Origin of the sequence: Agromyces sp. NBRC 114283 (assembly GCF_030268405.1) — a bacterium.
In the GTDB taxonomy this organism is placed as follows: Bacteria; Actinomycetota; Actinomycetes; order Actinomycetales; family Microbacteriaceae; genus Agromyces; species Agromyces mediolanus.
On the sequence record NZ_BSQP01000001.1, the window covers coordinates 2580273 to 2594331 of the forward strand.

The 14059-nt window shown below is 71.3% G+C and carries 12 protein-coding genes; all 12 read right to left on the reverse strand.

What is annotated here, in order from left to right; translation table 11 throughout:
* Positions 1-27: 27 nt before the first annotated feature.
* Positions 28-1431, reverse strand: a complete 1404-nt coding sequence (murC, locus tag QSJ60_RS12460; RefSeq protein WP_230766710.1) for a UDP-N-acetylmuramate--L-alanine ligase — start codon at positions 1429-1431, stop codon at positions 28-30.
* Positions 1432-1518: 87 nt separating this feature from the next.
* Positions 1519-2598, reverse strand: a complete 1080-nt coding sequence (locus tag QSJ60_RS12465; protein WP_285463810.1) for a UDP-N-acetylglucosamine--N-acetylmuramyl-(pentapeptide) pyrophosphoryl-undecaprenol N-acetylglucosamine transferase — start codon at positions 2596-2598, stop codon at positions 1519-1521.
* The gene (gene ftsW / locus QSJ60_RS12470) at positions 2595-3863 is read right to left on the reverse strand and encodes a putative lipid II flippase FtsW (protein WP_285463811.1); all 1269 of its coding nucleotides are present in this window, start codon (positions 3861-3863) and stop codon (positions 2595-2597) included. Before ftsW ends, QSJ60_RS12465 begins: the two co-directional genes overlap by 4 nt.
* On the reverse strand, positions 3826-5376 hold the full coding sequence (murD, locus tag QSJ60_RS12475) for a UDP-N-acetylmuramoyl-L-alanine--D-glutamate ligase (protein ID WP_285463812.1): 1551 nt from the start codon (positions 5374-5376) through the stop codon (positions 3826-3828). The genes ftsW and murD overlap by 38 nt, the downstream gene beginning before the upstream one ends.
* Complete coding sequence (gene mraY / locus QSJ60_RS12480) at positions 5361-6455, reverse strand: phospho-N-acetylmuramoyl-pentapeptide-transferase (RefSeq protein WP_285462239.1); 1095 nt, start codon at positions 6453-6455, stop codon at positions 5361-5363. Before mraY ends, murD begins: the two co-directional genes overlap by 16 nt.
* Positions 6452-7864 carry a UDP-N-acetylmuramoyl-tripeptide--D-alanyl-D-alanine ligase gene (locus QSJ60_RS12485; protein ID WP_285463813.1) on the reverse strand — a complete coding sequence of 471 codons (1413 nt, stop codon included), beginning with the start codon at positions 7862-7864 and terminating at the stop codon, positions 6452-6454. Before QSJ60_RS12485 ends, mraY begins: the two co-directional genes overlap by 4 nt.
* Entirely contained in the window at positions 7861-9405 is a 1545-nt protein-coding gene (locus QSJ60_RS12490) for a Mur ligase family protein (protein WP_285463814.1), read from the reverse strand. Before QSJ60_RS12490 ends, QSJ60_RS12485 begins: the two co-directional genes overlap by 4 nt.
* Positions 9406-9418: 13 nt before the next feature.
* Positions 9419-11188 (reverse strand): peptidoglycan D,D-transpeptidase FtsI family protein, encoded by a 1770-nt coding sequence (locus QSJ60_RS12495; protein ID WP_230767037.1) that lies wholly within the window; start codon positions 11186-11188, stop codon positions 9419-9421.
* A 22-nt stretch (positions 11189-11210) separates the two neighbouring features.
* Entirely contained in the window at positions 11211-11786 is a 576-nt protein-coding gene (ftsL, locus tag QSJ60_RS12500; protein ID WP_230767040.1) for a cell division protein FtsL, read from the reverse strand.
* A complete protein-coding gene (gene rsmH / locus QSJ60_RS12505) occupies positions 11783-12736 on the reverse strand; it encodes a 16S rRNA (cytosine(1402)-N(4))-methyltransferase RsmH (protein WP_230767042.1) in 954 nt (317 codons plus the stop codon). Before rsmH ends, ftsL begins: the two co-directional genes overlap by 4 nt.
* A 104-nt stretch (positions 12737-12840) precedes the next feature.
* On the reverse strand, positions 12841-13272 hold the full coding sequence (gene mraZ / locus QSJ60_RS12510; protein ID WP_189086694.1) for a division/cell wall cluster transcriptional repressor MraZ: 432 nt from the start codon (positions 13270-13272) through the stop codon (positions 12841-12843).
* Between the two features lie 345 nt (positions 13273-13617).
* Positions 13618-14007 (reverse strand): SCO2097 family morphological protein, encoded by a 390-nt coding sequence (locus QSJ60_RS12515; RefSeq protein WP_189086693.1) that lies wholly within the window; start codon positions 14005-14007, stop codon positions 13618-13620.
* Between the last annotated feature and the right edge of the window lie 52 nt (positions 14008-14059).

The following is a 14059-nucleotide window of genomic DNA, read 5'->3' on the forward strand; positions in this document are numbered from 1 at the left end:
TGCGGCCGCTTCACGCGGGCCCCGGGCTCACCCGCGCTCCCGCTCGAGCGAGGCGAGCAGCTGCGGCACGATGCGGTAGACGTCGCCGCAGCCGAGGGTGATCACGAAGTCGCCGTCGCGAGCGATGTGCGCGGTGTGGTCGGCCGCCTCCTGCCAGTCGGCGATGAACGCCACCCGCCCGGCGTCGTCGAAGCGCTCGCTCACGAGCGCCCCGGTCACGCCGGGGACCGGGTCCTCCCTCGCGCCGTAGACGTCGAGCACGACGGTCTCGTCGGCGTACTGCTCGAGCACCTCGGCGAACTCCTTCGCGAACGCCTGCGTGCGGCTGTAGGTGTGCGGCTGGTGCACGGCGATGATCCGCCCCTCGCCCACGACCGTCCGGGCGGCCGCGAGGGCCGCGGCGACCTCGGTCGGGTGGTGCGCGTAGTCGTCGTAGACGCTCACGCCGCCGACGGTGCCGTGCAGCTCGAAGCGGCGGCCGGTGCCGGCGAAGCCGGCGATGCCGTCGAGCGCGAGCTGCGGGTCGAATCCGAGGCCGACCAGCACGGCGAAGGCGCCCGCGGCGTTGATCGCGTTGTGCCGGCCCGGCACGCGCAGCCTCGCCCGGTATTCGGCGCCCTGGTAGCTCAGCGCGAAGGCGACCGGTCCGTCGGTCTCGATCGAGTGCACGCGCACCGTCGCGCCCTCCGCCTCGCCGAAGCTCACGATGCTCGCGTGCGAGAGCCGCTCGGTGACGCGCAGCGCCCCGGCGTCGTCCGAGGAGATCACGACGAGCTCGCGCGCCCGGTCGGCGAAGTCGACGAAGGCCTGCTCGAAGGCCTCCCGCGAACCATAGTGGTCGAGGTGGTCGGGGTCGACGTTCGTGATGAGCGCGACCGAGGTGTCGTAGAGCAGGAAGGAGCCGTCGGACTCGTCGGCCTCGACGACGAAGAGTTCGCCGTCGCCGGCGGCCGCGCTCACGCCGAGCCCCTCGATGACCCCGCCGTTCACGAAGTTCGGCCGGGCGCCGAGCGCGAGCAGGCCGGTCACGATCATGCCGGTCGAGGTCGTCTTGCCGTGCGCGCCCGCGACCGAGACGAGCCGGCGGCCGCCGATGAGCGCCGCGAGCGCCTGCGAGCGGTGCAGGACCGGCACCCCGCGCTCGAGCGCAAGCTGGTACTCGGGGTTGTCCTGCCAGAGCGCACCGGTGACGACGACGGTGTCGACGTCGTCGGGGAGGTTCGCCGCGTCGTGCCCGATGGCGATCTCCGCGCCGAGTTCGCGCAGCGCCTGCACGTTCGCGGAGTCCCGCACATCGGACCCCGTCACGCGGTGCCCGTCGCCGAGCACGAGTCGCGCGATGCCGCTCATGCCGGATCCGCCGATGCCGACGAAGTGCACGTTGCCGAGCTCGGCGGGGATCTCGGTGGAGGGGTCGGGCTTGATCGTCACGTCGGGTGGCTCTTCCTCGCTGGTCGGTGTCTGCTCGGGAGCGCGATGCTCCCCTTCCACGTTACGCGCCTTCCGGCGCGGCGCGGCTCAGGCGTGCGGCTCGGTCGCCGCGTCGATGAGCGCGACGAAGCGCTCGGTGCCGTCGCGGAACCCCGTGCCGAGCGCCAGCCGGCCCATCTCCGCGATGCGGGCGGGGTCGGCGAGGAGCGGCAGCACCTCGGATGCGAACCAGTCGGAGGTGAACTGCGCGTCGTCGACGAGGATGCCGCCGCCCGCCGCCACCACGCCCGCCGCGTTGAAGCGCTGCTCGCCATTGCCCACGGGGTAGGGCACGTAGACAGCCGGGATGCCGAGCGCCGAGAGCTCGCTGACGGTCGCCGCTCCCGCGCGCGACACCGCGAAGTCCGCGAGCGCGAGGGCCAGGTCCATCCGGTCCGCGTACGAGACAAAGCGGTAGCCCTCGACCCCGGGATCGCTCGCCTCGGCGGTGCCGCCAGCGATTTGCAGCACCTGCCAGCCGGCATCCACGATCCGCTGCGCGGAGTCGACCATCGTGCCGTTGATCCGTCGGGCGCCGAGCGAGCCGCCGGTGGCGAGCAGCACCGGCCGCGCGGCATCCAGTTCGAAGTACGCGGCGGCCTCGGCTCGCGATGCCGCGCGGTCGAGCCGCTCGATCTCGCGACGGAGCGGCATGCCGACGAGCTGCGCGCCGCGCAGCGGCGTGCCGGCGAAGGCCACCCCGACGCCGGCGGCCCAGCGTGCGCCGAGGCGGTTGGCGAGGCCTGGACGGGCGTTCGCCTCGTGGATGACGACCGGCACGCCCGCGCGCCGCGCCGCGAGGTACGCGGGCGTCGAGACGTAGCCGCCGAACCCGACGACGACGTCGACGCCGTGCTCGGCGATGAGCTCCCGAACGATGCCGATCGAGCGGCCGAACGCCCGGGGGAAGCGCAGCGCCGCCCCGTTCGGACGCCGCGGGAACGGCACCTTCGGGATCGTGAGCAGCCGGTAGCCGCGCTGCGGGACGAGGCGAGACTCCAGGCCCTCCGCGGTGCCGAGCACGAGCACCACGGAGTCGGGCTCGCGTTCGCGCAGCCGGTCGGCGACGGCGAGCAGGGGGTTCACGTGGCCGGCGGTGCCTCCGCCGGCGAGGAGGTAGACCGTCATCGCGCGGCGCCCGCCGTCGCCGGGACGCTCCCGCGCAGCCAGCGGCCGCTCCCGCCCCCGTCCGGGTTCCGCGCGACCGAGAGCACGATGCCGATCGCGAAGAGGGTCGTGAGGAGGGCCGTGCCTCCAGCTGAGACGAGCGGAAGGGGGACGCCGAGGACCGGGAAGACGCGGAGCACGACACCGATATTGACACACGCCTGCACGATGACCCACACCATGACCGAGGCCGTCGCCGCTTTGCCGAAGGGCGTGCGGGCCCCGCGCAGCACCCGGGCGAAGGCGATCGCGAGCAGCACGAACATGGCGATCACGACGATCGCGCCGATCAGGCCGAGCTCCTCGCCGATGATCGCGAAGATGAAGTCGTTCGCCGCCGCGGGCAGCCACGACCATTTGGCCGCCGAATTGCCGAGGCCGACACCGAACACCCCGCCGTTCGCGAGGGCGAAGGTGCCGTGCTGGATCTGCCAGCACGCGTCCACGTCGACCTTGGTGCAGCTCTCCTGCACGAAGCTCATGATGCGCTTCATGCGGTTCTCGCTCGAGAAGGCGACGATCACGAACAGCAGGGCGGCGACGAGCACCGGGCCGATGAGCAGGCGGATCCGGATGCCGACGAGGAACAGCGCCCCGATCAGCATGGCGCCCATGATCATGACCGTGCCGAGGTCACCGCCGAGGAGCACGAGGCCGATGGCGCCACCGCCGACGAGCAGGATCGGCAGCACGCCGTGCACGAAGTCGCCCAGCTGGGTCTGCTTCTTCGTCACGATGAGCCCGAGCCACATCACCATCGAGACCTTGATCATCTCCGAGGGCTGGAACTGGAATCCGGCGATCGAGATCCAGTTCGTGTTACCGCCGACCTCGACGCCGAGCGGCGTCGCGACGACGAGCAGCTGCATGAGGCACGACAGCGCCATGGCCGGCCAGGCGAGCAGCATCCACACCCGTTGCGGCATCCGGCTCGCGAGCAGCATCACCGGCACCCCGACGGCCGCGAACGCGGCCTGCCGGCCGATCTGCACGAAGGCGCCGCCGTCCTCGATGCGGGACTCGACCACCGAGGACGAGAGCACCATGACGAGGCCGAAGACGACGAGGAAGAGCGTGGTGCCGAGCAGCAGGTAGAAGTCGCCCGACTCCACGCGGAGCACTCGCCCGAAGCGGATCCGGGCCGCGGCCATCCCGCGTGGCTCGGCGGAGGGCTCGCCGCCGGCGGCGTCAGTCCTGATCGGCTCGGGGGTCGGCTGCGGTGCCATCGGCATCCGCCTCACCTCCCAGCATCGCTCTGACCGCCTCGTGGAATCTGCGACCGCGGTCCGCGTAGTCGGTGAACTGGTCCATCGACGCCGCCGCCGGCGCGAGCAGCACGGTGTCGCCCTGCTCGGCCACCGAGGCCGCCAACGCGACCGCCTCGGGCATCACGTTCTCAGTGTCCGGCGCGAGGACCTCGAAGAGCGGCAGTTCGGGCGCGTGTCGGCGGAACGCCGCGACGAGCTCGTCGCGAGCCGTCCCGATCACGATCGCGGCCCGGAGCCGGCCGACGTGCGCCGCGACGAGCGAATCGGCGTCGACGCCCTTGAGCAGGCCGCCCACGATCCAGACCACCCGGCCGAAGGCCTTCAGCGAAGCCTGCGCGGCGTGCGGGTTGGTGGCCTTGGAGTCGTCGATCCACCGCACGCCGCCGGCGATCGCGACGGTCTCGATGCGGTGCGCGTCGAGCCGGAACTCCCCCAGCGCATCGTGGATGATGCCGACGGGGACGCCCGCGGCTCGGGCGAGCGCCGCGGCGGCGAGGATGTTCTGCACGATGTGCGGGGCGTCGAGCCCGCGCGGCTCGAGCTCGGCGACCGTGATGATCTCGAGCGCCGTGCGGTGCCGGTCGTCGAGGAAGGCGCGGTCGCAGAGGATGCCCTCGACGACGCCGAAGTCGCTCGGCCCGGGCACGTCGAGCCCGAAGCCGATGGCGCGTGCGCCCTCCTCGACCTCCGCCTCCTCGACCATGAGGCGCGTCGCCTCGTCGGCCCGGTTGTAGACGCAGGCGAGCCTGGTGTTCGCGTAGACCTTGGCCTTCGCGTCCCGGTAGCCCGCGAAGGAGCCGTGCCAGTCCAGGTGGTCGTCGGCGAGGTTCAGGCAGACGCTCGCGAGCGGATGCAGTGCGCCGGGCCCTGCGGCGGGTACGTGATGCAGCTGGTAGCTCGACAGTTCGACGACGAGCACGTCGAAGCCCTGCGGGTCGCGCACGGCGTCGAGCACCGGCACGCCGATGTTGCCGCACGGCGCCGCGCGCAGGCCGTTGGCGGCGAGGAACGTCGCGGCGAGCTGCGTCGTCGTCGTCTTGCCGTTCGTGCCGGTGACGAGGATCCACTCGGCGGTCTCGACCTTGTCGCGGACGCGCCAGGCGAGCTCGATGTCGCCCCAGACCGGGACGCCCTCCGCCCCGGCCCACTCGAGCACGGGATGGTCGGGGTGGAACCCCGGCGAGGCCACGAGGAGTTCGGGCGCGAACTCGGCGAGCTCGCCGGGCACCGTCTCGAGCGGGTCGGTGACGAGCCGGGCGCCGATGACCTCCAGGATGCGGGCGCGATCGTCGTCGCGCGCCGGGGCGAGCACGAGCACCTCCGCGCCGAGCTCGGTGAGGGTGTCGGCGACGGCGAAGCCGGTGACGCCGAGGCCGAGGACCGCGACCCTCAGTCCGGTCCAGTCGGCGTGCCAGCTGGTGAGCCCGTCGAGCCGCTCGGCAGTGGCGCCCGGCATCAGCTCTGCAGCCATTCGAGGTAGAAGGTGCCGACGCCGGCGGCGACGAGGAGGCCGCCGATGATCCAGAACCGCACGACGATGGTGACCTCGGCCCACCCCTTCAACTCGAAGTGGTGATGGATCGGGCTCATCAGGAAGATCCGCTTGCCGTGCGTGAGCTTGAAGTACGCCCGCTGCACGATCACCGACCCCGTCTCGATCACGAACAGCCCGCCGATCAGCACCAGGAGCAGCTCCGTGCGGCTCACGATCGCCAACGCCGCGAGCGCCCCGCCCAGGGCCAGCGACCCGGTGTCGCCCATGTAGATCTTCGCGGGGTTCGTGTTCCACCACAGGAAGCCGATGAGCCCGCCCACGATCGCCGTCGCCACGATCGCGAGGTCGAGGGGATCGCGCACCTCGTAGCAGCGGTAGGCATCCGCCTGATTCAGATTGGGATTCGCGCAGGCCTGGTTGAACTGCCAGAAGCCGATCACGACGAACGAGCCGATCGCGAGGATCGACGCCCCGGCGGCGAGCCCGTCGAGCCCGTCGGTCACGTTCACCCCGTTCGACGCCGCCGTCGAGATCAAACAGATCCAGATCACGTACAGGATCGTGCCGGCGATCGTGCCAAACACCATGAAGTCCAACGGCAGATCCCGGATGAACGAGATCTTCGTATCCGCCGGCGTCGTGCCCTGCGCATTCGGGAACTGCAACGCCAACACCGCGAACGTGCCCGCCACCACGACCTGCCCGGCGACCTTCGCCCAACCCCCCAGGCCCAGGCTCTGCTTCTTCCGCGTCTTCAGGAAATCGTCGATGAACCCGACGACACCGAGCCCGACCATCATGAACAGCACCAGCAGCCCCGACGCCGTGGCACCCTCACCATTGATCAGCGTCGCGCCGAAATACCCGAACAGGGCGCCCAGGATGAAGATGATCCCACCCATCGTGGGTGTCCCGCGCTTCACATGATGCGACTGCGGCCCGTCATCGCGGATGAACTGCCCCCACCCCAACCGGGTGAACAACCGGATGAACACCGGCGTCAGAAAGAGCGTGAAGGCGAGCGACAAGGCTCCAGCGGTCAGCAGTGCTCTCACGAGAACCATTCTCCCAGTCGGTCGCCGAGGTGACGAAGCCCCGCCGAGTTCGAAGACTTGACGAGGATCGTGTCCCCGGGGCGCGCCTGCGCCGTGACGAGCTCGAAGGCCTCGTCCTGCGTCTCGACGAAGGCGGACTCGCCGTCCCACGAACCCTCGTTGATCGCGGAGATGTGCAAGCGCCTGGCGCCCGCTCCGACGACGACGAGCTGCGAGATGCCGAGCCGTACGGCGAGCAGACCGATCCGGTCGTGCTCGTCGCCCGAGAACTCGCCGAGCTCGCTCATCTCGCCGAGCACGGCGAAGGTCCGAGCGCCGTCGCGCTTGACCTGGGCGAGCGTCTTCAGCGCAGCGGACATCGAGTCAGGGCTGGCGTTGTACGCGTCGTTGATCACCGTGATGTCGTCGCGCCCGCCGAGCACCTCCATGCGGCCGTGCTCGGCGAGGGTGACGGATTCCAGCGCGGAGACGATGTCCGCGAGGGGCACCCCGAGCTCCCTGGCGGCGGCGATCGCGGCGAGGGCGTTCATGATGTGGTGCTCGCCGAGGACGCCGAAGGCGACCGTCGCGGACTCGCCGCCGGGCACGGTGACCGTGAACTCGGTCCCCCGGGCGTGCACGCGGATGCCGCTCGCACGGACGTCCGCCGCGTCGCCGAGCCCGAAGCGCACCACGCGGGCGCGCGTGAGGTCCGCCATCGGCGCGACGCGCGGGTCGTCGGCGTTCAGCACGGCGACGTCGGTGTCGAGCAGCTCGGTCACCATCTCGCTCTTCGCGCGGACGGTCTGCTCGATGCCGCCGAACTCGCCGGCGTGCGCGAGGCCGACCTTCAGCACGATGCCGACGTCCGGGCGGGCCATCCGGATCAGCCGCGCGATCTCGCCGACGCCGGAGGCGCCCATCTCGGCGACCAGGAACTCGGTCGATTCGGTGAGCTCGAGCATCGTGATCGGCGCGCCGACCTCGTTGTTGAACGACTTCCTGGCCGCGACGGTCTCCCCCACGCGCTCCAGCACCGTGCGCAGCAGGTTCTTCGTCGTCGTCTTGCCGTTCGATCCCGTCACGCCGACGATGCGCAGCCGCCCCAGCGCGCGCACGCGGGCGACGACCTCGGTCGCCAGGCGGCCGAGCGCCTCGACCGAGTCGTCGACGACGATCTGCGGCACGTCGACCGGCTGCGCCTCCTCGACGATGAGCAGCGCGGCGCCCGAGTCGACGGCCGCGGGGACGAAGCGGTGCCCGTCGTCGAACTCGCCGCGCTTGGCGACGAAGACGCCGCCCGCGACGAGCTCGCGGGAGTCGGTGGTGACCGGCCCGTCGACGCGGTCCTGCGCGGTGGCGCCGGTGTCGGGCAGGCGGAGTTCGCCGCCGACCGCCGCGGCGATCTCGGCGAGGCGCAACGCGATCATGCCGGCCACCCCGCGTCGCGGAGGGCCGCTCGGGCATCGTCTCTGGCGGAGTACGGGATCTTCTCGCCCTTCACTTCGTGGTAGTCCTCGTGCCCGGGTCCGGCGTAGAGGATGGCGTCGCCCTCGCCGACGAGCGCGAGCGCCATGCGGAACGCGGCTCGGGGGTCGGCGACCTCGTGGATCTCACGGTCGGGGACGGCGTCGCGGGCGCCGGCGATGAGCGCGGCGCGGATGGCCGCCGGATCCTCCCAACGGGGGTGGAAGTCCGTGATCACGAGCGCGTCGGCGCCGCGGGCGGCGATCGCGCCCATCTCGGCGCGCTTCGTCGTGTCGCGGTCGCCGTCGGCGCCGAACACCATCACCAGGCGGCCTGAGGTGAACCGGCGGATGGCGCCGAGGGTCTGCAGGAAGGCGTCCGGGCTGTGGCCGTAGTCGACGTAGACGAGCGGACCCTGCTCGCCCGAGATGCGCTCGGCGCGACCGGGGATGTACGCGCGGATGCCGCCGTCGCGGTCGAGCGCCGCGGCGATCTCGTCGAAGGCGTAGCCGGCCTCGACGAGCATCACGATCGCGAGCGCCGCGTTGGCCGCCATGTACCAGCCGACGATGGGCACGGAGGTCTCGAGGCGTCCTGCGGGCCCCTCGAGCACGAAGGAGGTGCTCGCGGCGAGCTCCTCGCCGACGGTCATGCGCCACTCGGCGTCGACGTCGGGGCGGGTGGTCAGCGTCGTGACGGGGATGCCGGACGCCGCGGCCAGGCGTCGGCCCCACTCGGAGTCGACGGTGACGACGCCCCGCCGGGCGCGGTCGGGCTGGAAGAGCGCGAGCTTCGCCGCGAAGTACTCGTCCATCGAGGCGTAGTCGTCGAGGTGGTCGTGGCTCAGGTTCGTGAAGCCGACGACGTCGAAGACGAGGCCGTCGACGCGATGACGGCTGAGGGCCTGCGCGGAGACCTCGATGCCGAAGGCGCTGGCGCCGAGCTCCGCGGCGCGCGCGAGGAGCGCGTGCAGCTCGCTCGCCTCGGGGGTGGTGAGTGAGCTGACGACCGCCTCGTCGCCGATGCGGCGCTCGGCGGTGGAGGTCAGGCCCGAGACCACGCCGAGCTGGCGGAGGATGCCGTCGAGCAGATAGACGACGCTCGTCTTGCCGTTGGTGCCCGTCACGCCGAACAGGGTCGCGGGATTCTCGGCCGTACCGTGGATCCAGGCCGCGACCGCGCCCAGCGCCGCCCGCGCGTCGTCGACGACGAGGACGGGAAGGCCGGCCGTCGCCGCCCGCTCGGCGCCGTCGGCGTCCGTGAGCACCGCGACCGCGCCGCGCTCCGCCGCGTCCGCGGCGTAGTCCGCGCCGTGCGCGTTCCGACCCGGGACGCCGACGTAGAGGTCTCCCGGCTGCACCGCGCGGCTGGAGAGGGCGACGCCGGTCACCTCGAGGCCGTCGAGATCGCCGCGCACGACCAGATCGAACTCCCCCGCGAGCTCGCGGAGCGATCTGGGATTCGGGTGCTGCGGCCGGAGTGCCGTGGGAGGCGTGCCGGTCACGAATCCAACTTTCTCACCAGCTTGCTGGCAGTTCGGGCGCCGGGGCGCCGGATGGAACCGTCCGATACTTCTTCAGCACCTGGCTCATCACGTCTCGGAAGACGGGAGCGGATGCGGCGGACGAATTCATCGTAACGGCATCGAAGATGCTGACCGAAACGACGTACTGCGGATCGTCCGCCGGCGCGTAGCCGGACACCGACACGAGGTACTCGCTCCGGTACCCGCCCTCACCGTCCGCGACCTGCGCGGTTCCGGTCTTCGCCGCGACCCGGTAGCCCGGGATGTTCCACTGATCGGCGAGCCAGCCCTCGAGGTACACGCGCTCGAGCATCGCGGTCGTCTGGTCGGCGGCCTGCGGGGAGACCACCTCTCGCGGGGTCTGGTCGGGCTTGCCGGTCACACTGCCGTCGGCGTGCTCGCAGCCCCGAACGAGCTGCACCGGCATCCGCACGCCGTGGTTCGCGAGCGTCTGGTAGGCGCTCGCGATCTGGACCGCGGTCGTCGTGAGGCCCTGACCGAACATCGTGGCGTACTTCGTCTGGTCGTCCGTGGCCCAGTAGTCCGGGCCGCCGTTCAGGTCGCCCGACGCCTCGGCGGGGAAGCCGACCTCGCTCTCGGTGCCGAGGCCGAAGTCGAGCATGTCCTGGTAGCGCTGCTGGTCGCTCACCCGCTCGCCGAACTGGGACATGCCGGTGTTCGAGGAGTCGATCAGCACCCCGGTCAGGGTGAGCCGCTCGTCGTCGTGGTAGTCGGAGTCGTTGATGTCCGCGTTGCCCGGAGTGATCCGGTACGGCGCGACGACGCCGCTCGTCGGGTCGGCCTGGCCCGCGTCGAGCACCGAGGCCGCCGTGAGCGCCTTGAACGTCGAACCGGGCTCGAACGGGGCCGAGAACGAGCGCGAGCCCCGGTCCTCCGCATCCGTCGCGGACGGGTCGTTGGGGTCCACGGTCGGCACGTCGGCGACGGCGATCAGTTCCCCGGTCTTCGCGTTCATGACGGTGACCATGCCCCACTCGGCCCCCACCTCCGCGACCCGCGCGGCCAGGATGCGCTGCACCTCCCACTGCAGATCCGCGTCGATCGTGAGCTGCAGCGTGCCGCCCGGCTGCGCCTCCTTCACCGTGCGCTCGGTCCCCGGGATGTCGACCCAGTCCTTCAGGGAGTGCAGCGAGCTCACCTCGCCGTCGACACCCGCCAGGCACTGATCCTGCGCCGCCTCGAGCCCGCCGGCCGGTTCCCCGTCCGCGGTGATCCAGCCGAGGAGGTTGCCCGCGACCGCGCCGTTCGGGTAGATCCGCCCCGGGTGCTCCTGCGAATACACCCACGGCACCTTGAGCGCGGCGACGCGATCGTAGGCGGCCACGTCGACCTGCTTCGCGAGGTACGCGAAGTCGGAGTCGGCATCGGCGGCGAGGCTCTGCTCGATCACGGTCAGCACGTGCTCGGCCGGGATGCCGAGGGCGGCGCCGAGCTCGGTCGCGTTCCGTTGCAACTGACCCGGGTCCTCGGCCTCGCGAGCCTTCGCCTGCTTCGGCGACAGCGTGATGTCGTAGCGCATCACCGAATCGGCGAGCACGGTGCCGTTGGCATCGACGATGTCGCCGCGCGCGCCGTAGACGGTGCGCGAGTCGCTGCGCACCTGCTCGGCCTCGGCGTTGTATTCGTCGGCCCGCACCACCTGGATCTCCACGAGCTTCACGACGAAGACCGCGACGAAGGCGATCAGCAGCGCCCCGGCCACGATCACGCGACGCATCGGGTACCGGCTCGTCTGCTTCATGCGTCGAATGCCCCCAGTCGGATCAGTGCGTGTCGGGAGTGGGCAGCGCCCCCGGCGGCACGATCGGCTGGCCCGCGTCGCTCGGCGGCTCGGTCACCGCTCCCCCGCTGGCATTGTCGCCCGCGAGCGGCTGGTTCACGAGCGGCACGTCGGCGATCAGCGAATTCGGGACGAGCGGCCCCGACGCCGCAGCACCGCCCCCTGCGGCCTGCGGTTGCCCCAGCACGGCTCCGTCCGACAGTCGGAGGTAGACCGGCGTGGTGTTGGGGACCATGCCGAGCTCCTCGGCGTTCCGCGCGAGGTTCTGCGGGGACTGGAGCGCGTCGAGCTCCTCGCCGACGATCTGCCGGTCGCGTTCGAGCTTCGTCTGCTGCACCCGGAGCGAGTCGAGTTCGTACGCCCCCTGCGTCATCGCGACCGAGAGCACGAGCTGCGCGGCCGCCACGAGGATGATCGCGCCGAGCGCGATGATCGCGTAGGCGATGCGCGGCTTGCGTCCGCGGACGGCGTCGGGGACGAGCCGGAGCCGACGGGCCGGAGCCGCCGCCGGCTCGCCGCGACGGGGGGCGGGCAGCGTCTGGACGGGCACAGCGCTCATGACGCCCTCCTCACTCGTTCGGCGGCGCGCAGCCGAACCGGCTTGGCGCGCGGGTTCTCCGCCTGCTCGGCCTCGCTCGCGAGCTCGGCACCTCGGACCAGCAGGCGGAACAGCGGCTTGTGCTCGGGCAGCTCCATCGGGAGCCCCGCGGGAGCGGTCGAGCTCGAGGCCGCCTGCAGCTCCCGCTTCACGAGGCGGTCTTCGAGCGACTGGTAGGAGAGCACGACGATGCGCCCGCCGACCGCGACCGCGTCGAGCGCGGCCGGGATGGCGGCGGCGAGCACCGAGAGCTCCTCGTTCACCTCGATCCGCAGCGCCTGGAAGACGCGCTTCGCGGGGTGCCCCTGACGCTGGATCGCCACCGGCGTCGCGTCGTGCAGGATCTGCACGAGCTCGCCCGATCGGGCGATGGGGTGATCGGCCCGGGCCCGCACGATCGCGCGTGCGTAGCGGGCGGCGAGCTTCTCTTCCCCGTAGTCGAGGAAGATGCGGCGCAGCTCGTCCTCGTCCGCCTCGGCGAGGACGTCGGCCGCCGTGCGCCCGCGCGACGGGTCCATCCGCATGTCGAGCGGTGCGTCCTTCGCGTAGGCGAAGCCGCGCTCGGCCCGGTCGAGCTGCAGCGAGGAGACGCCGAGGTCGAACAGGATGCCCTGCACCTCGTCGAAGCCCTCGCCGCGGATCGCCTCGGTGATGCCGTCGTAGACGGTGTGCACGAACCGGGCGCGATCGCCGAATGCGGCGAGCCGCTCACGGGCGATCGCGAGCGCCTCCAGGTCTCGGTCGAGTCCGATGACGGTGAGCTCGGGGAAGCGCTCGAGGAACGCGCGGCTGTGCCCGCCCATGCCGAGCGTGGCGTCGACGAGCACGGCGCCCGGCGCCTCGAGGGCGGGGGCGAGCAGCTCGACGGTGCGGTCGAGCATGACTGGGGTGTGGATGCGATCGAGGTCCATGTTCCTTCTCCGGTCCCGAGTGCCTCGGGTCCTGATCCCCATCCGTGACCCTGATGCGGGGAAGTGCACCAGGTGCAACGGCTGGGAGTCAGCGCCCGAGGAGCTCAGAAGAGCCCCGGGATCACCTCCTCCGCGGTCTCGGCGAACGCCGCTTCCTGCTCGGCGAGGTACTGCTGCCACGCCTCGGCGTCCCAGATCTCGACCCGGCTGCCCGCGCCGATCACGGCGAGGTCGCGGTCGAGCCCCGCGTAGCCGCGGAGCGTGGCGGGGATGGTCACGCGGTGCTGCTTGTCGGGGGTCTCGGCCGAGGCGCCCGACAGGAAGACGCGCATGTAGTCCCGGGCCTGCTTGCTCGTGACCGGGGCCTGGCGGATCTTGTCGCTCATCTGCTCGAACTCACGAGCGCTGAAGACGTAGATGCACCGTTCCTGCCCTCGGGTGAGGACGAGGCCGTTGGAAAGCTCCTCGCGGAACTTCGCGGGCAGGATGATGCGCCCCTTCTCGTCGAGCTTCGGCTCGTACGTACCGAGAAACATCCCCCACCCCCTTTCCTCCGGCCAGGATCCAGGTGGCCCCACTTTACTCCACTCTCATCCCCGATTCAATGAAAATGCGCCTGTTGCGGGCAGAGCGGTCGACAGAAAGCCCGAAAACTCAAGGGATTCGGGCGTGGTGGGAAGTGGAGGAGAAATCGCTCAAATTGGAGATTCCGGGCGCGGCGAAGCGCCTGGCGACGCGTCACCCGTGTCTCGACCCGCAGGATTCAGCGCGTCGGCGCACGCTCGGGGCGCCGCCCGGGCACGAAAAAGCGGGCCGATCGATTCGATCGGCCCGCGAGTGGTGCGAAGTGGAGGCGTCGGTGGAGCCCGCTTCTGAGCGGCTCAGCCCTGCCCGTCCTGGCGCCGGTCCCAACGATCGTTGAGCCGGTCCATGAAGCCCGCCTTCGGGCGGCTCTGACGCGAGCCGCGCGCGGCGTCGACCGGGTCGACCGGCGACGGCTGTCCCGCCCCTCGACGGGAGCGGGTCATCGAGAACAGCACGCCGGCGAACATCGCGGCGAAGCCGAGGATGCCGACGACGGGGATCTGGAGCGCGACGCCCGCGACGAGCGCGCCGATGCCGAGGAGGGCGATCAGCACGCCGATCGTCAACCGTCGGTAGTCCACCCCACCTCGTCGACCGCCGACCGCCTGCACGAAATCGGCGTCGTTGCGGTAGAGATTGCGCTCCATCTCTTCGAGAAGGCGCTGCTCCTGCTCTGAAAGCGGCATCTCATTCCCCTCTTTCGGGATCAACGCATCCTACGTCGATTCTAACGCCGCT

Bases quoted from the DNA above. Each gene is read 5' to 3' on its own strand.
- QSJ60_RS12465 (WP_285463810.1), bottom strand. From the start codon at position 2,598: ATGACGGTCTACCTCCTCGCCGGCGGAGGCACCGCCGGCCACGTGAAC.
- ftsW (WP_285463811.1), bottom strand. From the start codon at position 3,863: ATGGCACCGCAGCCGACCCCCGAGCCGATCAGGACTGACGCCGCCGGC.
- murD (WP_285463812.1), bottom strand. From the start codon at position 5,376: ATGGCTGCAGAGCTGATGCCGGGCGCCACTGCCGAGCGGCTCGACGGG.
- QSJ60_RS12485 (WP_285463813.1), bottom strand. From the start codon at position 7,864: ATGATCGCGTTGCGCCTCGCCGAGATCGCCGCGGCGGTCGGCGGCGAA.
- QSJ60_RS12495 (WP_230767037.1), bottom strand. From the start codon at position 11,188: ATGAAGCAGACGAGCCGGTACCCGATGCGTCGCGTGATCGTGGCCGGG.
- ftsL (WP_230767040.1), bottom strand. From the start codon at position 11,786: ATGAGCGCTGTGCCCGTCCAGACGCTGCCCGCCCCCCGTCGCGGCGAG.
- rsmH (WP_230767042.1), bottom strand. From the start codon at position 12,736: ATGGACCTCGATCGCATCCACACCCCAGTCATGCTCGACCGCACCGTC.
- mraZ (WP_189086694.1), bottom strand. From the start codon at position 13,272: ATGTTTCTCGGTACGTACGAGCCGAAGCTCGACGAGAAGGGGCGCATC.
- QSJ60_RS12515 (WP_189086693.1), bottom strand. From the start codon at position 14,007: ATGCCGCTTTCAGAGCAGGAGCAGCGCCTTCTCGAAGAGATGGAGCGC.